The sequence below is a fragment of the Paenibacillus sp. RC334 genome, assembly GCF_030034735.1.
In the GTDB taxonomy this organism is placed as follows: Bacteria; Bacillota; Bacilli; order Paenibacillales; family Paenibacillaceae; genus Paenibacillus; species Paenibacillus terrae_A.
Genome location: NZ_CP125370.1, coordinates 1,635,673 through 1,662,332 on the forward strand (window position 1 = coordinate 1,635,673; position 26,660 = coordinate 1,662,332).

Here is a 26,660-nt window from a genome sequence, read left to right on the forward strand (position 1 = left end):
AGGATATTCAGAGATCCTCCGCATTCGTAGTGGCAGAGTACGCGGCTGGCGCTTCCGCGATTCGCTGTTGTCCGCCGCCGTCATCAGGCTCTACAGCCTTGCCAGCGGCCGTTTCGGCGCCTTGCTCTTGCAGTACCGCCGCATATTCGCTCAGGGCAACCTCGCCAAACGGGGTCAGCTTGTAGCGGCCACGAGCTACGCGTTCGAACCAGCCGTAGTAGTTGCGCTGGAGCACGGCTGCTGCCCCGCTGACGGCTGCTGTGCGGGCGAGCTGCGCCGGGGCAGCTTCCCCCAGGCCCTGCAAGGCTGCGGCCACGCGCAGCGCTTTTTCCCGGTAGGCCGTGACCAGCTTGCGTCGGGTACTGCCGCCAGTGTTGTGGTCGCCGCTGCGTGCGTGAAACTCTCGCAGCAGCCTTTCCTTGCGCGAGCCGGTGCGGGCTGTCGCCGTTTTGCGGTCACCACCGTTCGTACTCGCAGGCTTGCAAAGTACCTCTACGAGCGGCGGCTTGGTCTTATAATGGGTGACGGTGAGCAAGCCCAGCCCCAACTGGCGGCACAGTCCGACCAGCTCGTTCCAGCGCTGATTGACAGCCCCTTTTTTCGCACGGTTTCGTTCCACCGCCACATACACATTGCTGCTTAGCTTCAGACGCTGCATGCCCTGCAGCACAAGCGCCAGATTAAACGTCTTTTTAATCTCCACAATCAGTGGCTCCTGCTGTTCTGGCTTTATACCCACCAAATCGCAGTTACGCACTTCTCCCTTGATTTCGTATCCCAAGCTCTCAAAAAAGGCTTTGATCGGAGCGTACAGCTCCGTCTCATGCCGAACCGCCATGCTTCTCCCGCTCCTTTATCCCATTATTCCGAGTTTATATTGTACCATAATGCGTCAGGTCCGCGTCGTTGTTGTATATTTTAGCACAGTGTATCTCTCTGTTTTTCGAAAAAGCAAGGGAACCTGTCGCAAAAAAAAGGTCAATTCTGAAATCAATCTGCATAGGTATGTATTACACTTTTTTTAAGAGGATTGCATCATATCCTGAAAGGCGTGGACGAGTGTAGCCATTAACCATCCGGAGTGGAGGATAGTCATTACGCAGTCATGGGAGGAACCGAGCATGAATATTTTTGAACGCGTTGCGGAGTACCGGGCGGAAAACAACCGTCTGGCCTGGAGCGGCACTTTTAGAGAGTATATCGAGATACTCAAGAAAGACCCGACGCCGGCGATGACCGCTCATGCACGGGTTTACAAGATGATTGAATCTTTTGGTGTAGAAGAGGTTGGGGGACATAAGCGATATAAATTTTTCGAGCAGGAGATTTTTGGGCTGGACCGTGCGCTTGAAAAGCTGGTGGAGGAATACTTCCATTCCTCAGCCCGTCGGCTCGATGTGCGCAAGCGTATTCTACTTTTGATGGGACCCGTCAGTGGAGGTAAATCCACGCTGGTCACCTTGCTCAAACGCGGTCTGGAGAAATTTTCGAGGACGGATCAGGGAGCGGTATACGCCATTGAAGGCTGCCCCATGCACGAAGATCCGCTTCATCTCATTCCTCATGAGCTGCGTCCGGATTTTGAGAAGGAGCTGGGGGTGCGGATTGAAGGCAATCTGTGCCCAGCCTGCCAGATGAGATTGCGTACAGAATTCGATGGAGATATTGAAAAGGTCCGCGTGGAGCGGGTGTTTATATCGGAAGAAAATCGGATCGGCATCGGTACGTTCAGTCCTTCGGATCCGAAGTCACAGGATATTGCTGATTTGACGGGCAGCATCGACTTTTCTACGATTACGGAGTATGGCTCGGAATCCGATCCGCGCGCGTATCGTTTTGACGGAGAACTGAACAAAGCCAACCGTGGACTGATGGAGTTTCAGGAGATGCTGAAATGCGATGAGAAGTTTTTATGGAATTTGCTGTCTCTGACTCAGGAGGGGAATTTTAAAGCGGGACGTTTTGCGTTAATCAGTGCAGATGAGCTGATCGTTGCCCATACCAATGAGTCGGAGTATAAAAGCTTTATCTCGAACAAAAAGAACGAGGCCCTCCAATCGCGGATGATCGTGATGCCAATTCCTTACAACCTTAAAGTCTCGGAAGAAGAAAAAATTTACGCCAAGCTCATTGGACAAAGCGACATGAAGCATATTCACATCGCCCCTCATGCGCTGCGGACGGCTGCTATTTTCTCCGTGCTTACCCGCCTGAAGGAGACGAAGAAGCAGGGCATGGATCTGGTCAAAAAGATGCGCATGTATGATGGCGAAGAGGTGGAAGGCTACAAGACAGCCGATCTGAAGGAAATGCAAAATGAGTTTCTGGAGGAAGGTATGTCTGGGGTAGACCCAAGGTACGTCATCAATCGCATTTCCAGTGCGCTCATTAAGCAAAATGTAGAATCCATCAATGCACTGGATATTTTACGAGCTATCAAGGATGGTCTGGATCAGCATGCTTCTATTACGAAGGAAGAAAGGGAGCGTTATCTGAATTTCATTTCCGTAGCCCGTAAAGAGTATGACGAGCTGGCGAAAAAAGAAGTCCAGAAAGCTTTTGTGTACTCGTTCGAGGAATCAGCCAAGACGCTGTTCGATAACTATCTGGATAACATCGAAGCTTTCTGCAATTGGGTGAAAATCCGCGACCCGCTTACGGATGAGGAACTCGACCCGGATGAGCGGCTGATGCGTTCGATCGAAGAGCAGATTGGGGTATCGGAAAATGCGAAAAAGGCGTTCCGCGAAGAAATTCTCATCCGGATTTCCGCTTACTCACGCAAGGGACGCAAGTTCGAATATCATCATCATGATCGGCTGAGAGAAGCGATTGAGAAAAAGCTGTTCGCTGATTTGAAGGATATTGTGAAAATTACGACCTCGACCAAAACACCCGATGCTAATCAGCTCAAACGCATGAATGAGGTGATTAAGCGATTGATTGAGGAACACGGTTATACAGGTGCCAGTGCCAACGACCTGCTCAGGTATGTAGGAAGTCTGTTGAATCGATAAAAATCGGTAAGCTTAAGGTAAGCAAAAGCAATAGGCTGGAGTAATGAGTTGTGATGGACGGCGTTGTAGCTGAACAGATATATCAATCGGCTGCGTAACCTATGAGGAATCCGGTAGCAAGCACTGGGAGTTTCAAGTACTTGCTACCGGATTCTTTTTTTATCATGAAGAAGTTATTTCAGGTGCTTGTCCATCATGGATATGTGAAAAGTCACAATGAATCCACTAATTTATAACATTTTCCAAAAATGCGCCGATAAATATGGTAATGTTAAATGGATGTAAACTATTTATTTGGAGGAACCTTATGATTGATGTAGCTGAAAGTAGATTAAAACAGATTCAATATATTGGAATCACGGATGATGATTTGGCTTTATTGCATCTCCATCAGGGTTTGTTCCAATCTATTGTGGATGAGGTGGTGGATCGATTTTATGATCATGTGGAAAAGGTCCCGTATCTCATGTCGATTATCTCCAAATGGTCCAATATTGAACGCTTAAAGCAAACACAACGAGATTACTGGCTTTCTCTGGCAGATGGGAAAATAGATGAACCATTTATAGAGCACCGTCTTTTTGTAGGTCAGGTGCATTCCCGCATTGGTCTGTCCTCGGATTATTATTTGGGCACATACATAACTTACTTGGACATTGCAGTAGATATTTTGAAGCATTCGGGGATCGACGATTGGTATCCGATTGTTCACGCTCTTTCCAAAATGTTCAATCTGGACTCGCAGCTTGTGCTGGAAGCTTATCAGAAGAAGGAAAAGGAGCAAATTAACGAGCTGGCCGATGAGCAGACACAAGTATTAACCGTCGTGTCCCGAATTGCTCAAAATTTGACCGGTATGATTGCTGAATTACGTGAAAATACAGGTAACATTGCAGATAGTGCACGTACAACGGCCTCTTCGCAGGAACATACGGAAGAATTGGTACAGCAGTTGGGCGATGAGATCAAGCATATTGAGCAGATGAGCGGCACGATTCGCGAGCTGTCGGATCAGACACACTTGCTGGGGCTGAATGCGGCGATTGAAGCAGCACATGCGCAGGAAGCAGGGCGCGGGTTTCAGATTGTGGCACAGGAAGTACGCAAGCTGGCATCCAATTCCAAGCAGGCGCAGGAGCAAATCCAGTGCAAGGTACTGGATATTGCCCATATGTTGAACAGTGTGCAATCCGAAACGGCTGCCACAACAGCCAGCGCCCGACAACAGGCCTCCAGTTCTGAGGAATTGGCTTCATTCACAAAGCTGATCGAAAATATGGTGAAAGAATTGGAAACGCTTCAACATCCCGGCGAAATGATGTAGGTGTGAGAGGATAGAATTAGATATCGATACGTTCTTTCTTTGAGCATGACGGGAAAATAACGCTCTCCCTCCGTGGCGGTCCAATCAACGCAACCGAGGAAGAGCGTAATACTTATAAGGAAATGATTGATTTCTTCCATTCAGTATGAGCCGCAAATACCCTTTTCCATAACTCGTCCCGTTCCTGGTGACTATAGTTAACAAGCCGCTCACCAAACACATCTGCCAACACTTCCAGCCACTGCGATTTATGATCCAGCTCTATTTTTTTCAATCCGTTCAGCCCGTGTTTTTTCCAAATGCAGCCTCTTAGTTCATTCGTCTCTAATGCTTGTCTTTGCCGAATCAGAAACAGGTTGAACCATGGAGAATCCGCTGAGCGGCTATAGAAATGATGTTTTGGCATAAACTCTTCCAAATCCCGAACAACCGTAGGGTCATAATCAACGCCAACAAATGAAGCAAGCGAATCATGCTCTAACCGCCAGCCTTTTGCAACAATCCTGGACTCCGTAACCTTATATTGAAGAGGAGCTTGTTCATAAGTGCCCATCCGGAGTGGAACAGGCTCATATGGCATATCGCCTAAACCGACATCAACAATCCATACTTCATCTTCGTGCTGCTCATTTAGCAAGTTCACGGTTAACCCAAGATGAAATGAATTGATACGTGGCTCTGCCCCTAAAGGCTGAACCCCTGCACGATGCAGGCAGACCTTGTAGCCCAGTGAATGTAGTAGTGCGCTGAAGGCACCATTCAGATGAAAACAATAACCGCTTCTCCCCTGTAAAATAAGTTGAACTGATTCTTGAAAACCAATGTCCGCCGGCTTTCTTGCAAAAATGTCCACCGTTTGCCACGAAAGATGTTTCACATGGGCCTTATGCAGCTCAAATAAATAGGATTGGGTAGGAGGCTGAATGTCTTGAATTCCGATCCTGTTTAGATAAGTCTTTATTTCTTCTTTTGTCATGATGTACATGTGCAGTCACCTCTATTGTTAGTTTCTCAATTTTTCTTTTCGGAACAAATGATCCTTGAGTCATAGCATCATTGTAGAAGGGGGGCGTATTGATTACAATGCTATAAACTTTTGATTGTACCGGTACAATCAGCCAGTGGATTCGGTTCAGTGACATGTAGATTTACCAAAGATAGTTGTCAGAATATAAAAAAAACAGACCGTTTCGCCGGGTCTGTTTTCCTGTTTAGTTCCAAGCCGACAGATTATAGCAGCGCTCTAAGTTCACGTCGGTATTTGTTTAACTGCACGAATGATGGAATAACACGTTTGGCAGAACGGATGCCGCCTATTCTGATGTTGCGGACCACATGATAGGGAGAGATCAAAAGTGTGTGAAGCAAATGTAAATCATGGGCGCTTAACGGACGATATCGTTGATAGTAGTCGACCGCGCGCAGCATCTTGGTCCCGTTCCAAAGACAATTTCGATGAAGAAGATGGGACAAGTCTTTCATTCTTACGTGCAGGGAGCAATTTTCAAAATCGATTAAATGAATCTTGAGCTGTCTGTCTTTAATCAGATTGGGATAATTGTAATCACCATGTATAAATGCGGCAGCTTTTTGCTCCGAGTCGATTGCTTCTCGAACTTTGGGCTGCTGTAGATGCTTCGACGCTTCTTCACAGAGAGCCACGAGATGTGCTGTGCCTTTGTAGGGACTGAGGCGTTTTTTGTATCCAGCTATTTCATCACCCAAGCCTTCGTAACGTATTCTGGCTGCCGGAGCCTCGGTGACAGGAAAGCCTACGGCACTGGAGTGAAATTTGGCTAAGGTGGAAATTCCCTTTTTGAAATCTATTTTTTTTGTAAATTTTGGTCTTCCTCCATCAACCCAATTGGTTAATGTATACGAAATGCCTTCATGGATCATAAAAGCGGTTTGCTGCACTGTCGGATAGACCTTTTGGCTACGGGTAAACCCGCGCTCATCCAGGAAGGACAACACACGTGTAATAAAACGAATTTCATCTTCTGGGAATTTGTAGGGCTTTAAACAATAGGTCATGCTGGCGGTCTCAATCTTGTGTATGTCCTTCTTTTGACGAGTACGTTGAATTTTGATTCCGTACATCTGCTCAACGTTCGATAAAATCGACATTTTGATCCTCACTTTCTTTTATGCATGCACCCATTCCTGCAAAATATGAATGATTTGTAAACGAAGGGGCCACGATTGATCCCAATTGTCCAGGATCTCGCGGTTTCTTGAGCGATTCGGGTGTAGGGAGGCATGCCACGCTTCGCGTGGCAGTTTATACAAGGCTGTAACCATTTTTCGTTCAGTTCGGCTTAGTGGTTTGCGTTTTTGGTATCCCTTCAGCAAGGATTGCACAAATTCAGGATTGAATTGGGTCGTATTCATAAGGGTCTTTGCCAGATCTACATAGACTGAGCCGACCTTAACTCGATCCCAATCAATGATTTTGAGTTGACCATCATCTGAAATAATGACATTGGGGATCGTGATGTCGCCGTGTATTAAAGAGGGGGAACGGTTTTCCTTCTGAAGCAGCTTAACAATGGATGTGTCCTGCAAATCCTTCCATGCCCGCTTAGCTAAACGTTTGCAGTCTTTGCCGTGAGCGTTGTACCAGTTGCCGTATTCTTTGTCATGACGGCTGATTTGTGATATTTTTCTTTGAAAAAGATGGTCCTGGTTTTTCCATATCCGCAATTGCTGAAACGTAGGGGATTTCCCCCTTCCAATCCGATGCAAGCCAGTGGATGAGGCATGAAGCGTGGCAAGTGCCCACCCAAGCTTTTTAAAATCTTCAGCATTCTCCAATCCCCGTCCTTTGATCCACTGACTTACATAAAATGGCGTTCCTTGATGTAAAGTCCACAGCTTCCCTGAATGTGTTGGAAGCCACGCTGGCATGTAGCTATACTTTCTCCTTTTCAAAAGCCTGATCATGCTTGCAGCCTGCTCCATCTGTTGGATTGTATTTGAGCGGACCATCCTAGTACGGCTAAAGGGCTTTAATGCATAAGTTCCCTTTTTCGTTTTCACCTGGATTACTGCATTTTTTCGGTACAGTGATGAGACCAAGCTTGATTTTAACGGGATCAGACCGAAACGACTGGTGATTTTGCGAATCTGTGCTTTGGTATAGGATTTCGTCATAAGAACCTCACTTGACTTGTGATTATAGAAAAAGGTAATCCTTTGTTAGTTATCAGTCTATTCATGAGGAAGATGAAGGTGAGTTCAAATATTGCAAGAGCCATAAAAAAAGGAGCAGCGAAAGTTCGCTACTCCTTTTGAGTTAACTCTGTATTTTGCAAGCTGGAATAGGGTCTGGATATTTAATCATTACTATCATCGTAACGGTCATCATCATGATCATCGTCCGTATCCACGATTTTTCCAGATGTCGCATGGATTTCGATGTCAACGGTTCCTTCGTTGGTGAGAATCTTCACGTCATAGATAAACTGTCCGTCTTCCTTGTCCAATTGGGTAGACAGAAGGGTACCGGGTACTGTCTTAAGAGCAATCTGTCCGGCCTGTTTTTCGGTTATGGTGATATTACTTGGCTTGTTTAGGGGCTTCTTGGCATTCAAGTTATCATCCAACTTTGAATGGGACCGAAGGGTTTTTCCAGTATAAGCATCCACATCCACGTCCCAATCTTTATTACCCTGTTGAAGTTCCACCTCATAGTAGGCTTTTCCGGTTTTATGTTCCAGTTCTACATCTTCAACCTTAGCACCATTGCCCACAGCCTTTTTGGCGATATTGGCAGCGGCTGTCGCTCCAATGAGATTCGCAGGCTTGGCTGCCCAGACGGCATTCGCCGAAACACCTGCTACTGTAGCACCGAGCAAAACTGTTGCCGCCATGATTCCTAATGTATAGTTTTTTTTCATGTATAGTTCCTCCTTGTGATGTAAGCTTGAGTACAGCTTATCTATTGAAAATGAGAGGAACGTAATAAAATCATTAGAAAACGATGAGAGAAAATGAGCGATGATGAGAAGAGAGTCATTATTAATCTTCGTTGTCCTGTTTTTCTTTTTCCCAAGTTACAGAATCAATAGAGCCTGATACCGCGTTGACCTGCACCACGGCCTCACGCCCATCCTTCACATCAACCTCAACGAGATAATAAAGACTCTTTTCGTTACGATGAAGCTCAATATCATCTATGGTTCCTCCGTTCACCGCCTTTGCAGCAAGCTGGGCCGCTTCCTTTTCTGTGATGACGAGAGATACAGGATCAGGTTTAGGGGAGCTTGGGGTGTTTTTCTGGGGCTCCTGTGTCGTATCCGTATAAGCTTGTGTTCGTCGAATGGAGTCAATATGGCCGTTATAGGCGTTGACTTGTATTTCGTATTTTCCTTTGGGACGCTGCAGCATGATCAGATAAGCATCATTCAATCGTTTGGATTCCAGCACCTCGCCGGGATATTGATGCAATACAGACTGGATGGCCGCTTTTTCCTCCAACGGTGAAGCTGATAGCGACTGTGCCCAAGGCGATTGCAGAAGGTAAAGTGTGATCAGTATAGCCGTCCCTGCCGCCCCAATCATCCACGCATAGATGGCTTTCATCGTTATTCTCTCCTTTTGATTAATCTGCGGGAACGGCGGGGAGGATGATCGTTGCTGTCGTTCCGCTTCCCTGAATACTTTCTAGCCCAATGTGAGCATGAAGGGCCTCTGCAATTCCTGTAGCCAGCGATAAGCCTAGTCCGGCTCCACCTTCTTCGCGGCTTCTGGCTTCATCCACACGATAGAAGCGGTCAAATACTTTAGATAGCTTGTCCTGCGGAATTCCAATCCCTTGGTCTGTGATTCTGATACAAGGTTGAGCCATCTCACCCGTGGTTCCAATAGTTAGGCGTATCGACTCGTCACTGTATTTACGTGCATTATCCAAAAAGATAAACAGTAGCTGTTTCAGCTTATTTTCATCGCTGTAGCCCATACAGTCCGCCTGCACGTCCAGTTGCACTTCCCGGGCAAAAGCATTTTCAAATGTGACCTTCAACTCTGTCACGATTTTGCTCAGGCGAACCGGCTCCAACACGATATTCCATTGCTCCTCGTTTCTCGCCAAAAGAAGAAGCTGCTCTGCCATTTCCTTCATTCGTATCGCTTCGGAATGGATGGCTTCAACGGACTCGGCGAAAATCTTGGGATGCTGCAGTCCCCGGCGTTTGAGCAGGCTAGCATAGCTTTCAATAATGGTGAGGGGTGTTTTCAGTTCATGGGATGCATTGGAAACAAACTGTTCTTGCCGGACAAAGTTGCGCTCCAGCAATTCAATCATGTCGTTAAACGTTTCTCCCATTTCTACCAGTTCGTCGCGTGATGAGGAGTTGAGCGGAAGGCGCTTAAATTTCCCGCTACGTTGAATCTCTCTCATCGTGCTGATCATAGATGTGATTGGACGTGTAATGAATCTGCCGAGCAATCTTCCCGAGATCACGACAGGAATGAGTGCAATCCCTGTGACAGCTATAAGTACGATTCTGAGTACCTGTAGCGTCTGCATCGTTGGTTGCAGACTTTCGGTTATCTGAAGATTGACGACCTCTCCATCGCTCCAGATCATGGGAACCGATACAAGAATGTAACGGTTGTTTTCATGGGTAATCACGCGTACTTGTCGTGTCTCATCATAAACAGCCTTCATCAAACTGAGAGATTGCTCCGAAGAAGAGGTGATCGGGGAAAGAAAATCGCCCTCCGGTTTCATTAGCCGAAGCATACCGTCTGGTGGCACATAGGCTCGAAGAAGATCCCCTGCGACTACCGATGCGGGGGCGCGCTGAATGCCGCGAATCATGTTGTCCGCTGCGGCTTCTACCTGATCTTTGCGGCTGTCTATCGAAAGGTGGCTGAACAGGAAATAGACCGAAAAGTTAATGGCCACAAGTAAAATCGCGAGTAATAACGAGGTGTACATATGGATCTTGTTTTGCAGCTTCATAACGATTCCTTCAGCACATAGCCAATTCCGCGTACGGTATGAATCAGCTCAGGGAGCTGGCGCGTGGGGTCAATTTTATTGCGCACGTATCGGATATACACGTCCACTACGTTGGTATCGCCGTAATAATCAATACCCCATACATTCTCCAGTAATTGTTCTCGGCTAAGCACCTGCCGCTGATGTCTCAGCAAATGAACGAGCAAGTCAAACTCTCGTGGCGTAAGCTCAATGCTGTGCTCACCGCGAAGAACTTCACGGGTACCTTCATGGAGGCGTAAATCCCCGGCATGAAGCCATGCATCTTCCACTTCGGGAACGGCTTCTTTCGTTGCACCTACCCTAAGCGCGGCGCGGACACGTGCAAGCAGCTCTTCGATCACAAAGGGCTTGGTAATATAATCGTTAGCTCCCAGATCGAGCCCCTCGACCTTATCTGCAATAGAACTTTTGGCCGTCAGTAAAATGACAGGAATGCTCGCATCATCTTTACGAATCCGCCGCAGTAGTTCGATGCCACTGAGGCCGGGAATCATAATATCCAGCAGGACCAGATCCCAATGACCTTTGCAATATGTCTCCAGTCCGTCAATTCCGTTTTTTTCTTTGCATACTTGATATCCTTCAAACTCAAGCTCGATCTCCAGAAGCCGGGCAATTTTCTCTTCGTCTTCCACGATCAGAATGGATTGGTTCATTGTGATGCCCTCCTGTAGGCGAATAGCCGATACGGAAGTATTTTAGCATAAGCGGTCGAGTAAGACACGCTTAAGCAGCACAGGATTTGTAAGTATATACTAGATAAGACATATATATATATATATATATATATATATAGATTATTTTTATACCAAGGATTGAGCGAATTTTCTTGTGTTATATTTCTTTACATTGAAAAGGGATAAAATGTCATGATAGCGCTATATATATCGTCTTTTATCCTGTATGCACAATAAATAAGCCTTTGTTTTGGTCAGGACGAACATTGTTTATGGAAGGAAAGTTGCAGTAACATAAGTTAAACCTATTCAATAGAGGACGAAATACATCATGTCTAAGCCACAGGAGGGTCATATGGAAAACGAAAAAGAAAAACGCCACCCGAAAACGTTTGAGCCTTTTGCATTTATTCTCATTGTGGCTACAAGTGTTCTGGGAGCTATTATCGGAATGCAGATCGTAACCAGTCTGGGGGTGACCCCAAATACGGCCATCATCGGAGCGTTAATCGCGATGCTGATTGCACGTATCCCGTTTAACTGGTTTTTACGTTATAAATCGGTACATCGTCAAAATCTGGTCCAGACGGCGATTTCCTCGGCTACCTTCGGGGCGGCCAATAGCCTGCTGATTCCGATTGGAATTCCATATCTCATGGGAACCCCTGATTTGGTCGTACCCATGCTGCTGGGGGCGGCGTTGGCTATGTTCGCAGATGCAACGATACTGTACAAAATTTTTGATTCCAGACTGTTCCCCGCCTCGGGTACATGGGCTCCGGGTGTTGCGACAGCGGAATCCATCAGAGCCGGGGACAAGGGCGGCAAGCGTGCCGGATTGCTGGGTGTCGGCGCACTGATCGGGGTAGTCGGCTCTTATCTCAGCATTCCGATGTCTGCCTTTGGTGTGGCTTTTATCGGTAATATTTGGGCCTTGGGCATGTTTGGTGTCGGCTTATTGATTCGCCAGTATTCCATGCCGCTATTTCAGATTGATGTAAATGCGCTATACATTGCGCATGGAGTGATGATCGGGGCGGGCATTGTGGCGCTGATTCAGGCTGCTGTACTCGTATTCGGCCGTTCCGGCAAGAAAAAGGATAGTACCGCCGCGCTTTCGGATAAAGCTTCAAATGAAGCATCCGGCACGAGTAGCATTGTCGTGGATGGGGCTCCCGTGCAAGCCTCTTCGCAGGATGAAGAATACACCCGTCCGATTGCAGAGGCTCGTCGTACGCTTGGACTCGGGTTCATCGCGTATCTGGCGATTTCCCTGCTGATCGCCATCATCGGTGGACTGGTAACGCACATGTCCGTAGGCATGCTGATCGGCTTTATCGTGTTTGCAGCCTTTGCCGCGTTCGTGCATGAAATTATCGTCGGCATTGCCGCCATGCATTCCGGGTGGTTCCCCGCCTTTGCGGATATGGGCTTTGATTTGAAAACAGGCTATATCCTGCGTGGCAACGGTAAGGATAAGGAGCTGGAACGGGAAGGTCGAAAGCAACAGTATATAACGGCTCTGATCGCCTTCGCTGTTGCACTGGTGACTGTAGCTCTGGCTTATCCGAGTTATTTTGCGCAAAATCTGGTGCCACCGATTGATAAAGTATATGTATCCACCATTCAGGCCGGAGCTACACCGGGTGTGGCAAGCCAGCTCTTGCTGTGGGCGATACCGGGAGCGATTCTCCAACTCATAGGTGGCTCCAAGCGCCAACTGGGTGTTATGTTCGCGACAGGGCTACTGATTGCGACAGCGAATGCGTGTTGGGCTGTTCTGGCCGGCATCGCAATTCGCTTCCTCGTAACCCGTTTCGCAAAAAAAGAGGTCGTTTCTTCCATGACGATTCTGGCCGCAGGTTTTATCGCAGGGGATGCGCTGTACAACTTCTTTAATTCCGTATTTAAACTAAAAAAGTGAGATGATGCAGATGGACGCTTTGAAGCTGGATGAGAGAATTGTTGAATATGCCGTTTATGGCGGTGCTGTTCTGGGCGGAGGAGGCGGAGGCTGGATTGAAGAAGGTCTGCGGATCGGAAAGCTGGCTCTTGAAGTGGGACAGCCGAAGCTGGTATCCGTCGAAAGCTTCGCAGATGACGATCTCTTCGTCACCGTGGCTGTCGTTGGTGCCCCGGCTGCTCCGAATAAATATGTGAAGCCTGTTCATTATGTGAAGGCGCTGGAAATGGTGTCCTCCATGACAGGAAAGGGTGTCCGGGCTTTGCATACGAATGAAAATGGCGGCGAGACAACGATTAACGGCTGGTTTCAGTCGGCTTTGAGTGGTATTCCGGTTGTGGATTTTGCATGTAATGGCCGGGCACATCCGACAGGCACAATGGGCTCCATGAACCTGACCGAGCTTCCAGATTACGTAAGCCATCAGGCTGCGGTGGGCGGACGTGGAGAGCATTATATGGAAGTGGGTATTTCAGGCTCCCTGGACCATGCTGCATCGCTGGTTCGTAAAGCCTCGGTAGAGGCTGGAGGACTTGTAGCGGTTGCACGGAATCCGGTGACGGCCGCTTATGCGAGAGCCAACGGTGCACCGGGAGCCATTTCCCGGGCAATTGCTGTTGGAGAAGCGATGCTGGCCCATCAAGGCGAAGCTGCGATTGCAGCCGTGGCAGCTGAGCTGGGCGGTAAGGTTATCGCCGCAGGAGAAGTAACAGAATGCCGACTTGAAACATCGGGGGGCTTTGATGCCGGGTTGGTTCGCATTACCGATAGTGGTCGGGCCTACGAAATGACCTTCTGGAATGAGTACATGTCCCTGGAGCTTGATGGGGAGCGGCTGGCGACATTTCCAGATCTGATCATGACACTGGATATGGATACAGGCAGACCTGTAATCACAGCCGCCGTAGCCCAAGGACAGCGTCTGGCTGTCATCGTGGTACCGAAGGAAAAGCTGCTGCTGAGTACGACCATGTTTAACACCAAGCTGCTGCAACCGATTGAGCAAATTATCCATAAGCCTATACTGTCCTATCTATAAAATGATTTCGGGAGGAATGCAACGATGGCACTTCAACAGACATTAACCGTATTCGAAGCGCTGGACAGCGCCTATGTGAACGGAGAGCGGGTTAAGCAGCTTTTCGCCGGATACGAGGACATTGTGGTAACGGTAAAACAGGTAAAAGGAGCCAAGGGCAGCACGGATTTTATACAAGTGCTTATTCCGGGTACGGAAGGCAAAAGCTCTGGAGGTACGGCACCGACATTTGGCATTGTAGGACGTCTAGGCGGGATCGGCGCACGTCCTTCCCGAATTGGTCTTGTATCTGATGCGGATGGAGCTATTGCAGCGGTTGCCGCTGGGCTGAAGCTGGCGGATATGCAAATTAAAGGTGACAAGCTGAAGGGTGATGTGATCGTAACTACGCATATTTGCCCGGATGCACCTACCCGTCCGCACGAGCCGGTTGATTTTATGGACTCCCCTGTGGATATTTTGGAAATGAATCGTCATGAGATTGTTCCCGAGATGGAAGCTATTCTGTCCATTGATACCACCAAGGGCAATCGTGTTATTAATCATAAGGGGATCGCCATTTCACCCACGGTGAAGGAAGGCTATATTTTGCGAGTCAGTGAGGATCTGCTGCGCCTGATGGAGCAGACTACGGGACAATTGCCCGTTACTTTTCCGGTAACCACGCAGGATATCACGCCGTACGGTAATGACTTATACCATATTAATTCCATTTTACAGCCTGCTGTAGCGACGGATGCGCCTGTGGTTGGTGTTGCTATTACAGCGCAGGCTGCCGTACCAGGATGTGGGACCGGGGCCAGTCATGAGATTGATATCGCGGCAGCCGTACGTTTTTCCATTGAAACGGCCAAGGAATTTACGAATGGCACTTGTGCATTTTATAACCCGCAGGAATTTGTCAAAATTACCGAATTGTACGGCTCCATGAAGATATTTCAGACAGCAGGCAGTGCGCAAAACCACGGCTGATGCTAAACAGGGCAGGCCACAGGCTTGCCCTTTGCCGTCAGGAGCGTAAAATAAAATGGATGCGAAAGCAGGGGATTGAAGATGGATAAGCTTGGGATGATTACGATTGGGCAAGCGCCCCGGACAGATGTGGCTCCTATCGTGGAACGGGCTTTGGAAGGACGTGCAGAACTGGTACAGGCAGGTGCGCTGGACGGTCTTTCTTTTGCTTATATACAAGAGCATTTGTCTCCGTCGCCGGGAGAGTATGTATTGACCTCCCGCCTGACGACTGGCGAGTCGGTGGTTATATCACGCGAAAAAATCCAGCCGCTGCTTCAGGAGAAAATCACGCGCATGGAAGAACAAGGCATCCGTACGATTTTATTGCTATGTACCGGCGTATTTCCGGGATTGCATACCCGAACCGCCTTTTTGATTGAGCCGGACCATGTGCTTCCTCCTGTGATTAAGGCGATGTCCGGCGGACGGCGGGTCGGTCTGATTGGTCCGCTGGAAGAGCAGAAGGACAATCTCAAGCTCAAATTCAGTCCTCACGGAATGAATCCCGGGTTTGCAGCGGCCTCGCCTTACAGCAGCAGTGAAGAGGAATTTCGCCAGGCTGCCGGGCAGTTCAAGGATCAGGCTGATCTTATCGTGCTGGATTGTATGGGGTATACGGATGTTCACAGAGAACTGGCGGCGCGTTACGCGGGGGTTCCCGTCGTATTGTCCAATGCCCTGATCGGCAAGCTGGTATCGGAAATGGTGTAAGCGTATAAGCTAACTGAAAATAGGAGGTAAAAAAATGAGCCAACAACGTGTTGAAATTAGTAAAAATGTATTGCAAAAATGTTTGGGACTTACCGCTGGAGAGACGCTTCTAGTGGTAACGGACGATGATAAAAAGGAATTGGGCGAGTCCATTTATGAAGCTGGCAAGGCGCTGGGCGCAGAAGCTGCTATTTTGACGATGAAGGTACGCTCCAAATCAGGGGAAGAGCCTCCGGCACCTGTGGCCGAAGCCATGCTTCGCTCCAATGTTGTCGTATGTGTCACCCGGTATTCGCTGACCCATACCCATGCCCGCAAGCAAGCAGCAGCCGCTGGAGCGCGTCTAGCGACGATGCCTGGTATGACGGACGACATGTTCATGAACGGGGCGATTGCTGCTGATTATCCGAAGGTCAAGGCGCTGACCGAAGAGGTGACCGCATTATTGACAGCTGCCAAGCAGGTGCGGATCGAGAAGGATGGGTACAGCCTGTGCTTTACCATTGAGGGTCGCAACGGCGTGCCCAGCACGGGCATGTATCTGAACCCTGGCGAATCCGGCAACCTTCCTTCCGGTGAAGCGTATATTGCTCCGCTGGAGGGGACGGCGCAAGGCCAGATTGTGGTGGACGGTTCTGTTGCAGGAATCGGTGCCTTGAAGGAGCCGCTGTTGCTGACGGTCGAAAACGGCAGGTTGACAGCCGCAGAAGGGGAAGCAGGGCAGTCCCTGCTGGAAATGCTGGGTGAAGGTGACGGCAGAATGCTGGCAGAGTTCGGTATCGGTACGAATGATAAAGCACGTATTACAGGTGTCGTACTGGAAGATGAGAAGGTGTACGGCACGATTCATGTGGCTTTTGGCAGCAATAATACTTTTGGTGGGACCATCGCTGCGGGTGTACATATTGACGGTGTCGTTCAGCGACCGGATGTGTATCTGGATGACCGCCTGATTATGAAAGCTGGGCAACTGCTGGAGCGCTAGGTGGGTGAGAAACAGCAGGAGCTGTAAAAACAGGGAGGAATTCATCATGCTCGGAATTATCAGAGTGCTTACCATGCAAGACGAAGTCGCTATTGGCCTTCACGGCCGAGTTATCGAGCAGCGCTACGGACTGCCTGTCACCAGTGTGTGTATCCCTGACCAGCCGCAGGGAATCTACGACGATGCAACGGATCGGGAATCAGTGCCTAAAATTGTGGTCGCAGCACAACAGCTCGTCGAGCAGGGCTGCACGTCTATTGGCATTAGCTGCGCGGCTGATCCGGCGTTGGAGGAAACCCGCCATGCGGTGAATGTACCTGTATACGGCGCAGGCTCCTGTGCGGCGCATCTGGCATTGACAGCGGCCAGTCGTGTCGGTGTGTTGACCATTTTGGAGGAGGCACCCCCGCTGATCCGCCGTATCCTGGGTGAGTCTTACATCGGCACAGAGCGCCCTGAGGGTGTACGTACGACGCTGGACCTGAACACTCAGCAAGGCAAGGAAGCGGCCATGGCAGCGGCGCTGCGGCTTCAGGAGAAGGGAGCAGAGGCTATCGTGCTGGCCTGTACGGGTTTTGTGACGATGAACTTCGCACCGGAGCTGGAGCGCAGGCTGGGCATCCGTGCCATTGATCCGATTGTGGCGCTCGGCGCAGCCGCATCGGTGCACTGGCAGCGGGAGAATGATGAAGTCCAGGCAGGATAATCCTGACTTATAAAATAATAGGGTATTGAATTAAACCGCCTTTTCCTGAAAGGGCGGTTTATTTGCGTTCCATCCGGTAAAAGGTTTTGTTTTGTATACTTTTTTGGTACACTATCCTGAAAATTAAGTTAGGCGAGAACTTTGCAAAATCCTCAATATATGTGCCGTTACCGCAAAATAAATAGCAAGGTGGTCTGTCCATATGAAAATACCGGGTGTAACCGTTCAGGAGCTTATGACAATGCCCGTATTGAAGGAGGCGAAGGTACTAAGCGGAGAGCAGGGATTAAATCGGTTTGTCCGTTTTATTGATATTATGGAGGTCCCTGACTTGAAGGGCTGGATCAGGGAAGGCGTACTATTGATGACAACCGCTTATTCCATCCGTCATGAGCCTGAGGTATTGTGTCAAATTATTCAATTATTGCACCAGGGCGGGGCCGCAGCACTTGCGATCAAGCCGACCCGCTTTCTCAAGGAAATTCCCCGCAGTGCGCTGGAGGAAAGCAATGCGTGCGGCCTGCCCGTGATTGAGATTCCGGCCGATATTCCATATACGGATATTACACAGCGAGTCATGGATATGGTGTTGAATCGGCAGGCAGAGCTGCTGCGACGCTCGGAAGAAATATATCGGACCTTAACAACGATGGTGCTGGAGAACAGCGGTATACAGGCTGTAAGCGATAATATAGCAGAGCTGCTTAAAGCCCCGGTTGCTTTGATTGATAATGGAGGCCGAGCCATCGTCACTTCACCACAGGAATGGAATTGGATGGAGGCGCAGGATTCCCGTCATTTTCCAATTAATGTCGATAAACGCACGGTTGCCAAGCTGGTCATTGCCCGCAATGAGCTGGATGATATGGAGCAGGTGGGCATTGAGCAGGCACGTCTGGTCATGGCACTGGAATTAATGCGTGAAAAGGCAGTAGAAGATACAGAAAGCCGACTACGGGGTAACTTTATCGACGAGTTGATGACCCCTCCGGTACCTTTGCGACATGAGGTTGAGCGGAGAGGGCGTCAACTGGGATTTAACCCGGCATATGATTGGGAGGTTGCTGTACTGGAAAGTGCTACCGCTCCGCCAGAAGAGATTCTGTCCGGATTGCTGAGTCAGGAATCCATCCGGCGGCGTGTGGTATCCCATATTGAGTTCCGTTCCAATCGGGCGATACTATTTTTACCTACTCTTCATCCGAATGACCACCATGACGGGGCTGGCGCTGATCAGGGACTAACCTGGGCTGAAACGCTAAAGAGCTGGAACAGTGAAAAAGCATTGGGAACGGGCGATTATTATATAGGCATTGGAAGTACCAAAAAGCTGTGGGAGCTGATGCAAAGCTATAATGAGGCACGACGTGCCATCACTGTCTCCCAGCGGCTGTACCCCGATAGACGTGTATGTAAATTCAGAGATATCGAAATGCACTATATGCTTGGGGAAGCAATGAACAAAGAGGAATTTGGCGATTTGTTTGAACGTAAGCTGGGCAAACTCCAGCAGTATGATCGGTCTCATGGCAGCGATTTGCTTAAAACGTTATTTTATTATTTGGAAAATCGGGGCAGTCTGATGGATACAGCGAATTATCTTTTTATACATCGTAATTCGGTCAAATACAGACTGGAACGGATTCGTGACATTGCGGATTTTGATCTCAACGATCCACGCGAGCAGTTCATATGCCATACCTGTCTGATCCATTATTATTTGCGGGAACATAAGTAGGCAGAACCGGTTGGTTTATAGGGCAGGGAGGAAAAGACATGGATAAAAAAATATTAGTAGCGGACGATGAACCCAGCATTCGCAATGCGCTAGCCTATGCGTTGAAAAGAGAAGGTTTTTTGGTAGAAACCGCTGTTGACGGGGAGGACGCATTGGAAAAAGTCCGTTTGTTTCACCCCGATGTGCTGGTGCTCGATGTGATGATGCCCAAACTGGGCGGATATGAGGTGTGCCGCCGTTTGGAAAGTCGGAAGGGCATCGGTATTCTGCTGCTGACTGCCAAAAACGATATCGTGGATAAGGTGCTCGGGCTGGAGCTGGGCGCGGACGATTTTATGAGCAAGCCCTTTGATCTGCGAGAGCTGCTCGCCCGCATCAAGGCGCTGGTACGGAGGCTGGAGCGGGAAGGAGCGCCCGCGCCGGAAGGATCAGAAACGATACTTGGCCCGTTACGAGTGCGTCCGTCCAGCAGGACGGCTGAACTGGAGGAAACAGTGCTGGAGCTGACACCCAAGGAGTTTGATGTGCTGGCGCTTCTGGTGTCACACGCTGGGCGGGTATACACGCGGGACGAGCTGCTGGAGCAGATATGGGGCTTCGATTATGCAGGTGGAACACGGACGGTGGATATTCACATCCAGCGCTTGCGCAAGAAGCTTGAGCCGCATCAGTCGCTATTGCAGACGGTGTATGGAATAGGCTATAAGGCAGAAAAGATACTGTGAACGAACGCCAGTTGCTTGGCGCTTGCCCATCCATTCACCACGTTGATTCTTGGTCCAGGCGGACACGAGGTTCATCGTTAACGAGAAAGTCGTACCAGCGGTTGCGAAAACGAACCTGAGGCCCGTCTGCGGGTACGTGCGCCTCCATGCGCAGCGCCTCAGGGATAGGACGCGGATGCTGGCTTTCCACCACGGTTCGATCCTCTTCCAGCACTCTGTTGCTATATCTGGAAAAAATCCGGCTCATACCCGGTACAAATTTGGCAAAATTACGCCCAGCCAGCCCGTAGATGGCGGTCACTTCCTGCTCAATTGGGGTGAAGGTGACGAAATTAATAAACTTGCTGCGTCCCTCCTCAGCCGGAGTCAGAATCCATTGCTGCGGAAAGGTGTATTGCAGTAGCCCGCTTCCGTTTTTCACCCGAATATGATCGTGATCTGCTTCGAACTGGATATGGATGTCGGTAGACGATTTTTTACCAATGGTTTTGTTGTGTACAATCGGCAGGTGGGCGACATCCAGCACGCTTTCCACAACTCTTGTCAGATGCGCCTTCCATACAGAATCGTAGGGTGACATCATAAGATTCGGGTCCTCCAGCTCGGGAAAAAGCTCCAGCGGGGGAGGTGTCAAAGTGGATGCCCAACTCTCTGTACCCGGCCCGGATACTGGGCCAACAGCCTGAGGATAGACCCACAACAGCCCGACTTTTTCAATCGCAGGATAGGCGTAGGTATGAGCAAAATCGGGAATGGCACGCCCCGGATGAGCCGGGATATCCACGCACTGCCCATTCTCATCGAAGGACCATGCATGATAAGGACATGTGATTTGCCCGTTTTGACAAAAGCCCAGCGACAAATCGGCTCCCCGATGCGGACAATACGCATGTATGGCACGTACCTGCCGATGGTTGTCACGGTACAATACGATATCCTTGCCGAGCAGCCGCTTTTTAAGCGGCTTATCCCGCAGTTCCTTGGACCAGCCGACGGGGAATACCTGCTGGTCACTTTCTCGTACTTCACGAAAGCCAGGATGGCTGTTCATCTATATCCACACTCCTGTTCTCATTTGCATATATGACTTACACAAATGACCCACGGGTCATTTTTTCTATTATTATAATACACCCCCCTCATCCGAACTGAAACAGCCGCCCTGAAATTGGAAAGGTTTTTTGGCTTCCATCACATATCGTACATCCCCGTGAATATACTTAATAACCAACAAGGCCAAACTGTGCCGTGTATCCACTTGGGGGGTGCCTAACAATGCCGGAACCACGTCAGCCATATTCATTCGTCGTATCCCGTGAAGATTGGTCGCTGCATCGCAAAGGGTACCAAGACCAGCAGCGTCATCAGCAGAAGGTCAAAGATGTGATTAAGCAAAATCTGCCTGATCTGATTACGGAAGAAAATATTATCATGTCAGACGGTAAGCAGATTATTAAAGTGCCGATTCGCAGTCTGGACGAATATCGCTTCATTTATAATTATCAGAAGCAAAAGCATGTAGGCCAAGGGGACGGAGATAGTCAGGTGGGGGATGTCATCGGACGTGATCCTGCTTCCCAGAAGCCCGGTAAAGGCGAGAAAGCCGGGGACCAGCCCGGACACGATATCATGGAGACGGAAGTCAGCATGGAAGAACTGGAAGATATGCTGTTCGAGGACATGGAATTACCGCATTTGCAGCAGAAAGACAAGGAACAGATTGAGGTTGAGTCCATCGTATTCAATGATATACGCAAAAAAGGCATGCAGGCCAACATTGACAAGAAGCGAACGATTCTCGAAAATCTGCGTCGCAACGCCCGCGAGGGCAATCCGGGCATTCATCATATCAGTCCGGACGATCTCCGTTATAAAACATGGGAGGAAAAAACCATCCCCCAATCCAACGCGGTGATCATTGCGATGATGGATACTTCAGGCTCAATGGGATCTTTTGAAAAATATTGCGCCCGCAGCTTCTTTTTCTGGATGACCCGCTTTTTGCGCCGTCAATATGAAAAGGTGGAGATTGTCTTTCTGGCGCATCATACCGAAGCCAAAGAGGTTACGGAGGAAGAATTTTTCACCCGTGGAGAAAGTGGCGGCACCATCTGCTCTTCGGCCTACCTCAAGGCACTGGAGATTATCGACAAGCGCTATCCTCCTTCCAACTACAATATTTATCCCTTCCATTTCTCGGACGGCGACAATCTGACCTCGGACAACGAGCGGTGCGTGAAGCTAATCGAGGAGCTTATGAAGCGCAGCAACATGTTCGGCTATGGAGAAGTGAATCAATATAACCGCAGCAGCACACTGATGTCGGCCTATAAGAACATTAAAATGGATCAGTTTATGTATTACGTTATCAAGGAAAAGGGCGAGGTATACCAAGCCTTACGCACCTTTTTTCGCAAACGGGAAGGGGGAACGGTGGGATGAGCACCGACCAGAAAGAGCTGGAATACGCGATAACAGAAATTATGGAGATTGCAAATGGATTCGGGCTCGATTACTATCCGATGCGGTATGAGATTTGTCCGGCGGATATTGTATACACGTTCGGGGCCTATGGGATGCCCACGCGCTTCAGCCACTGGAGTTTTGGAAAAACGTTTCACAAGATGAAGATGCAGTACGATTTTGGCCTGAGCAAAATCTATGAGCTGGTCATCAACTCCAATCCCTGCTACGCCTTCCTGCTGGAGGGAAATTCTTTGGTTCAAAATAAACTGATTGTCGCCCATGTGCTGGCGCACTGTGATTTTTTCAAGCACAACGCCCGCTTCTCAGCTTCCAACCGCAATATGGTGGAGAGTATGTCCGCTACGGCAGACCGAATTAACGGTTATGAAATGGAATACGGTTCGAAGGTCGTCGAATCCTTCATTGATTCAGTACTGGCTATACAGGAGCATATTGATCCGCAGTTGATCAAACCGCAGCATCTGGATAAACAGCGATATATGGAGCTTAAAATCCGTGAGCAAAAGGAACCGGGAAAACGGCAGCGCCCAGACGGTCCTTACGATGATCTGTGGTCACTGGACATGGTGAAGCTACAGCCGGATTCGACGGAAAGCGAAGGCATCCAGATACGACAGTTCCCGCCTGAACCGGAGAAGGATGTCGTATGGTTTATTCAGGAATTTTCGGAAGTGCTGGAGGACTGGCAGCGGGATATTATGACGATGCTGCGGGACGAAATGCTGTATTTCTGGCCCCAAATGGAGACTAAAATTATGAATGAAGGCTGGGCCTCCTATTGGCATCAGCGGATTGTCAGGGAATTGGATTTGACCGGGGATGAAACTGTTGAATTTGCACTGCTGAATGCTTCTGTCGTACAGCCTTCCAAGCAAAGCCTGAATCCGTATTATTTGGGGCTTAAAATATTTGAGGATATTGAAAAGCGATGGGATAACCCAACCCGTGAAGAGCAGGAGCGACAAGGACGAAAACCGGGCGAAGGACGCGCTAAAATGTTCGAGGTACGGGAGTTTGACTCAGACACCTCTTTTATACGCAATTACATGACCAAGCAACTGACGGAGGATTTGGATCTGTACGTATTCGAGAAACGGGGACCGGATTGGAAAATCACAGATAAATCGTGGGAAAACATACGGGACCAGCTCGTATTCTCGCGTGTGAATGGTGGCTCTCCTTATATCGTCGTTGAGGATGGAGATTATCTGCACACTGGCGAATTGAAGCTCAAGCACCAGTTTGAAGGGATTGAGCTGGATTTAAAATATATGGAGCGTACGCTTCCGTATGTGTATCAGCTGTGGGGGCGGACCGTTCATTTGGAAACGATGATTGAAGGCAAGCTGGCCTTATTCTCATACGATGGCAAGAAGCACCATCGCAAGTTTGTATAAGGGAGCAGGGTAACGAACGAAGAATGAATATCTAAAAAGGTGCAGCCGTAAAAAGGGACTGCACCTTTTTTTCTCTATCCCAGCCATAGCAGCCGAACTACAGCCATACTCACAATACCGACAATAACGGTAGCCAGCAGGTTTTTGCTCCATAAGGCAGTCACTAGTGTAGGAAGGATCGCAATAAGCACTTGCCAATTAAAAGTGACGGAGCCTTCCGTTCGGACGAGCAGATGTTCCATGACGAGCGCCGTAAAAATGCAAATAGGGATGTAGGACAGCCATTGGAGCACTGGTTTGGGCAGAGCCAGCTTTTGCAGTACGACGAAGGGAATGATTCTCGGGATGGCTGTGACGACCATGCCGCCGATAATGATGTACATGACGTTGGGATCAATGTTCATTTGTCGGTTAACACTCCAATCGTTGCGGTCATCACAGTAGCTACAATGACGGCGATATGCGACGGCACCCACCAGGACAAAAGGTACATCAGAACAGCCATACACAGCACGAGCAGCAGACGGTGCTTGAGCTTGGAGATCTGGACGCTTTGCAACTGGGAAATAAGCAGAGCCAGAAACATTGCTGGCAAGGCAAAATCCAGACCAAATGCCTCTGGCCGGGAAATCCAGTTCCCGAGAATCCCTCCTGCCACACAGGAGGCAATCCAGACGAGGTAAGCGGTGATATTAAGCCCGTTCATCCAGCGATCGCTTACCTGCCCGCCTTTAGCCAATTTATCCGACGCTACCCCAAAGGATTCGTCTGTCAACAGTACGCCGATGCCTATGTTTTTCCACAATGAATATTTTGAGAAATAAGGAGCCAACGATGCGCTTAACAACAGGTGGCGGGCATTCACAATGAATGTCGTTAAAATAATGACAGAGGGGGGACTGGACGCAGCCAGCATCGAACACATAATAAATTGGGAAGCTCCTGCGTACACAAGCGCCGACATCAGGGCAATTTCCATCGTGCTCACACCTGACGAGGCCCCCACAATGCCTGCCGCGAAGCCAATACACACATAACCGAGCAACGTAGGGATACAATCCTTGACTCCTTGTAAAAAGTGGAGTGGATCGCGCTCCGTTTCGCTCAACCCCGAAGCTATAGACATTTCAACCTTCCCTCCATTCTAAATTTCATTATAGTATATAACGGAACCTCGAAAATGATCAATATATTATACAATTGTATGTTATGATGAACAATCTCTATAGCTAACGAGCCTACTTTTGTGTCCGCTGTAATTAGTTTTGTCATTATATAGAATATGTTTTGTCATTAAACTTGAATTAGATGTCAGTGCCTGCGACCTTGATGGTTCAGGCATTTTTTACTTTCGGTTATTTATTTTCTTGATTAACGCTAACTTTTTTCGGCAACAATGGCTTAAATACCCACTAAGTTGTTATTTTTAATATAATCATTGTTTAGATATTTTTGATAAGTCGAGTATTCATCTAACGGTAATGTGTCAAAGAAACTACCCGGCTGCGTGCATCAATATCTGAACTTGGTCCCCAAAACTAATTAAAGTAACATTTTTCTGCCTTGACACGTAACACCCGATCGGTTCACAACCGTATCGGGTGTTTTCATATCCTTGTTTTCCATCGCACTATCTACATAAAAGGCCCGCAGCTTCTCTGGGAAATTAAAACTGACATATTGACCGTTATGTGTAAGGAGTAAGGGATAATTTCTTGAGCAGCAGCCTGTACATGATGTATGGGAATGAAACATCGGGATATAAAATGGTTTCGTGCAACTGTTTTTCCATTTAAGAGAAGGTCCTTTCTTCTGACGATATTTCTATATAAATAAAAGATATAATTACACAAAATAAACAGAAGTGGTGATATTATTATATTCAGTTTGGTTTATCATTCAATTATTCTGTGCACAGACAATTGGCAAAAACATCTTAGAGGGGTCAGTATGAAAATAAATAAACCGTTTCATCCGTATATTTTGCTATTCATTGCCATATTATCTGTTTCTATCTCTTCCATCATGATAAAATCCTCAGATACGCCAACCTCTGTGGCTGGAATGTACAGACTGTATATATCAGTAATAATAATGCTTCCTTTTGTACCCTGGAAAATGCTTCGATCCTTAGAGATGAACAAAAAAGATTGGAGTACCGTTTTCTTAGCTGGTCTTTTTCTCGGATTATATTTCTTATTTTGGATGGAATCTTTAGTATATACCTCAGTTGCGAGCTCCATGGTCATCTTATCATTACAGCCTTTATTTGTAATGATGGGTTCATACTTTATGTTCAGAGAACGAGCAAACATATTAACCATTCTTTGTTTGATCGCTGCTCTTTTCGGTTCAATCATTATAGCTTGGGGAGACATTGGGGTTTCCAAAGAGGCATTAATCGGAGATGGGTTATCTTTGTTAGGAACAATCTTGGTTTCAGCATATATGTTGGCAGGACAGAAAGTAAGTCACAAAATAGATGCAAATTTATATAGTGTTATTGTTTTTTTTCTGGGTGGCAGCGTCATGTTAATCTACAATTTGTTGAATAATTATTCCTTGATCGAATATGACTCGTCGGATTGGATGTATTTCTTTTTACTTGCAGTAATCCCAACTATTTTTGGACAATATATTTTTAATCTGTTGTTGAAATCAATGGGTGCAACTACTGTTTCAGTGGGCATTATTGGAGAACCTGTTCTCGCCATAATTCTCGCTTACTTATTCTTGGGAGAAATAATCTCTGTATTTCAATTCATAGGTGGAATGATAACTTTATTCGGTATGGGGATGTATTTTTGGGCAAAATCTTTAAAGTATACAGTTGCAAAATATTAAAATTTGTAACTGTATATCGCGAA

24 protein-coding genes and 1 pseudogene are annotated in these 26,660 nt (G+C 48.1%); 13 read left to right on the forward strand and 12 right to left on the reverse strand.

The features are described from left to right. Positions 1 to 7 precede the first annotated feature (7 nt). A complete protein-coding gene (locus tag QMK20_RS07720) occupies positions 8 to 838 on the reverse strand; it encodes a DUF2161 domain-containing phosphodiesterase (RefSeq protein WP_283655256.1) in 831 nt (276 codons plus the stop codon). A gap of 283 nt (positions 839 to 1,121) precedes the next feature. Between QMK20_RS07720 and QMK20_RS07725 the strand changes: the two genes are divergently transcribed. Further along, positions 1,122 to 3,017, forward strand: a complete 1,896-nt coding sequence (locus QMK20_RS07725) for a PrkA family serine protein kinase (protein WP_283655257.1) — start codon at positions 1,122 to 1,124, stop codon at positions 3,015 to 3,017. A 307-nt stretch (positions 3,018 to 3,324) separates the two neighbouring features. Next, positions 3,325 to 4,341, forward strand: a complete 1,017-nt coding sequence (locus QMK20_RS07730; protein WP_283655258.1) for a globin-coupled sensor protein — start codon at positions 3,325 to 3,327, stop codon at positions 4,339 to 4,341. Positions 4,342 to 4,453: 112 nt separating this feature from the next. On the opposite strand, the gene QMK20_RS07735 is transcribed toward QMK20_RS07730, so the two are convergent. From QMK20_RS07735 to QMK20_RS07765, 7 genes are all read right to left on the reverse strand, one after another. After that, positions 4,454 to 5,326, reverse strand: coding sequence for an arylamine N-acetyltransferase family protein (locus QMK20_RS07735; RefSeq protein WP_283655259.1), 873 nt, complete (start codon positions 5,324 to 5,326; stop codon positions 4,454 to 4,456). A 245-nt stretch (positions 5,327 to 5,571) separates the two neighbouring features. Further along, on the reverse strand, positions 5,572 to 6,468 hold the full coding sequence (locus tag QMK20_RS07740; protein WP_283655260.1) for a phosphotransferase: 897 nt from the start codon (positions 6,466 to 6,468) through the stop codon (positions 5,572 to 5,574). Positions 6,469 to 6,486: 18 nt separating this feature from the next. Next, positions 6,487 to 7,494, reverse strand: a complete 1,008-nt coding sequence (locus tag QMK20_RS07745) for an aminoglycoside phosphotransferase family protein (protein WP_283655261.1) — start codon at positions 7,492 to 7,494, stop codon at positions 6,487 to 6,489. 182 nt (positions 7,495 to 7,676) lie between these two features. Then, the gene (locus tag QMK20_RS07750; RefSeq protein ID WP_283655262.1) at positions 7,677 to 8,240 is read right to left on the reverse strand and encodes a PepSY domain-containing protein; all 564 of its coding nucleotides are present in this window, start codon (positions 8,238 to 8,240) and stop codon (positions 7,677 to 7,679) included. A 121-nt stretch (positions 8,241 to 8,361) separates the two neighbouring features. Continuing rightward, positions 8,362 to 8,925 (reverse strand): PepSY domain-containing protein, encoded by a 564-nt coding sequence (locus tag QMK20_RS07755; RefSeq protein ID WP_283655263.1) that lies wholly within the window; start codon positions 8,923 to 8,925, stop codon positions 8,362 to 8,364. A gap of 19 nt (positions 8,926 to 8,944) precedes the next feature. Further along, on the reverse strand, positions 8,945 to 10,309 hold the full coding sequence (locus QMK20_RS07760; protein ID WP_283655264.1) for a sensor histidine kinase: 1,365 nt from the start codon (positions 10,307 to 10,309) through the stop codon (positions 8,945 to 8,947). Continuing rightward, on the reverse strand, positions 10,306 to 11,007 hold the full coding sequence (locus QMK20_RS07765) for a response regulator transcription factor (protein WP_134910525.1): 702 nt from the start codon (positions 11,005 to 11,007) through the stop codon (positions 10,306 to 10,308). The genes QMK20_RS07760 and QMK20_RS07765 overlap by 4 nt, the downstream gene beginning before the upstream one ends. 376 nt (positions 11,008 to 11,383) lie before the next feature. On the opposite strand from QMK20_RS07765, the gene QMK20_RS07770 reads away from it, so the two are divergent. The 8 genes from QMK20_RS07770 to QMK20_RS07805 all read left to right on the forward strand — a co-directional run bounded on the left by QMK20_RS07770 (position 11,384) and on the right by QMK20_RS07805 (position 19,909). Further along, the gene (locus QMK20_RS07770; RefSeq protein ID WP_283655265.1) at positions 11,384 to 12,952 is read left to right on the forward strand and encodes an OPT/YSL family transporter; all 1,569 of its coding nucleotides are present in this window, start codon (positions 11,384 to 11,386) and stop codon (positions 12,950 to 12,952) included. A 10-nt stretch (positions 12,953 to 12,962) separates the two neighbouring features. Further along, entirely contained in the window at positions 12,963 to 14,030 is a 1,068-nt protein-coding gene (locus QMK20_RS07775; protein WP_283655266.1) for an S-methyl thiohydantoin desulfurase family protein, read from the forward strand. 24 nt (positions 14,031 to 14,054) lie between these two features. Continuing rightward, positions 14,055 to 15,002 (forward strand): DUF1177 domain-containing protein, encoded by a 948-nt coding sequence (locus QMK20_RS07780; protein ID WP_283655267.1) that lies wholly within the window; start codon positions 14,055 to 14,057, stop codon positions 15,000 to 15,002. Positions 15,003 to 15,083: 81 nt separating this feature from the next. Continuing rightward, complete coding sequence (locus QMK20_RS07785; protein ID WP_283655268.1) at positions 15,084 to 15,755, forward strand: AroM family protein; 672 nt, start codon at positions 15,084 to 15,086, stop codon at positions 15,753 to 15,755. 34 nt (positions 15,756 to 15,789) lie between these two features. Beyond that, on the forward strand, positions 15,790 to 16,740 hold the full coding sequence (locus tag QMK20_RS07790) for an aminopeptidase (protein WP_283655269.1): 951 nt from the start codon (positions 15,790 to 15,792) through the stop codon (positions 16,738 to 16,740). A 46-nt stretch (positions 16,741 to 16,786) separates the two neighbouring features. Further along, positions 16,787 to 17,446: an aspartate/glutamate racemase family protein gene (locus tag QMK20_RS07795; protein ID WP_283655270.1), complete on the forward strand. Its 660-nt coding sequence runs from the start codon at positions 16,787 to 16,789 to the stop codon at positions 17,444 to 17,446. A 202-nt stretch (positions 17,447 to 17,648) separates the two neighbouring features. After that, entirely contained in the window at positions 17,649 to 19,184 is a 1,536-nt protein-coding gene (locus QMK20_RS07800) for a PucR family transcriptional regulator (protein WP_283655271.1), read from the forward strand. Positions 19,185 to 19,222: 38 nt separating this feature from the next. Further along, positions 19,223 to 19,909 carry a response regulator transcription factor gene (locus QMK20_RS07805; RefSeq protein WP_283655272.1) on the forward strand — a complete coding sequence of 229 codons (687 nt, stop codon included), beginning with the start codon at positions 19,223 to 19,225 and terminating at the stop codon, positions 19,907 to 19,909. Between the two features lie 34 nt (positions 19,910 to 19,943). Here QMK20_RS07805 and QMK20_RS07810 read toward each other — a convergent pair whose 3' ends face one another. Then, the gene (locus tag QMK20_RS07810; protein WP_283655273.1) at positions 19,944 to 20,960 is read right to left on the reverse strand and encodes an aromatic ring-hydroxylating oxygenase subunit alpha; all 1,017 of its coding nucleotides are present in this window, start codon (positions 20,958 to 20,960) and stop codon (positions 19,944 to 19,946) included. A 224-nt stretch (positions 20,961 to 21,184) separates the two neighbouring features. Here QMK20_RS07810 and yhbH point away from each other — a divergent pair, with 224 nt between their 5' ends. Then, the gene (gene yhbH / locus QMK20_RS07815) at positions 21,185 to 22,351 is read left to right on the forward strand and encodes a sporulation protein YhbH (RefSeq protein ID WP_044647500.1); all 1,167 of its coding nucleotides are present in this window, start codon (positions 21,185 to 21,187) and stop codon (positions 22,349 to 22,351) included. After that, entirely contained in the window at positions 22,348 to 23,793 is a 1,446-nt protein-coding gene (locus tag QMK20_RS07820; protein WP_283655274.1) for a SpoVR family protein, read from the forward strand. Before yhbH ends, QMK20_RS07820 begins: the two co-directional genes overlap by 4 nt. Positions 23,794 to 23,867: 74 nt before the next feature. Here the strand turns inward: QMK20_RS07820 and QMK20_RS07825 are convergent, their stop codons facing one another. From QMK20_RS07825 to QMK20_RS27585, 3 genes and pseudogenes are all read right to left on the reverse strand, one after another. Next, positions 23,868 to 24,197 carry an AzlD domain-containing protein gene (locus QMK20_RS07825; protein WP_044647499.1) on the reverse strand — a complete coding sequence of 110 codons (330 nt, stop codon included), beginning with the start codon at positions 24,195 to 24,197 and terminating at the stop codon, positions 23,868 to 23,870. Continuing rightward, positions 24,194 to 24,919: an AzlC family ABC transporter permease gene (locus QMK20_RS07830; protein WP_283655275.1), complete on the reverse strand. Its 726-nt coding sequence runs from the start codon at positions 24,917 to 24,919 to the stop codon at positions 24,194 to 24,196. Before QMK20_RS07830 ends, QMK20_RS07825 begins: the two co-directional genes overlap by 4 nt. Before the next feature lie 494 nt (positions 24,920 to 25,413). Then, positions 25,414 to 25,585 (reverse strand): annotated as a pseudogene (locus QMK20_RS27585) (AraC family transcriptional regulator); the annotation flags it as partial. A gap of 158 nt (positions 25,586 to 25,743) precedes the next feature. Between QMK20_RS27585 and QMK20_RS07835 the strand changes: the two are divergent. After that, complete coding sequence (locus tag QMK20_RS07835) at positions 25,744 to 26,637, forward strand: DMT family transporter (RefSeq protein ID WP_283655276.1); 894 nt, start codon at positions 25,744 to 25,746, stop codon at positions 26,635 to 26,637. Positions 26,638 to 26,660 lie beyond the last annotated feature (23 nt).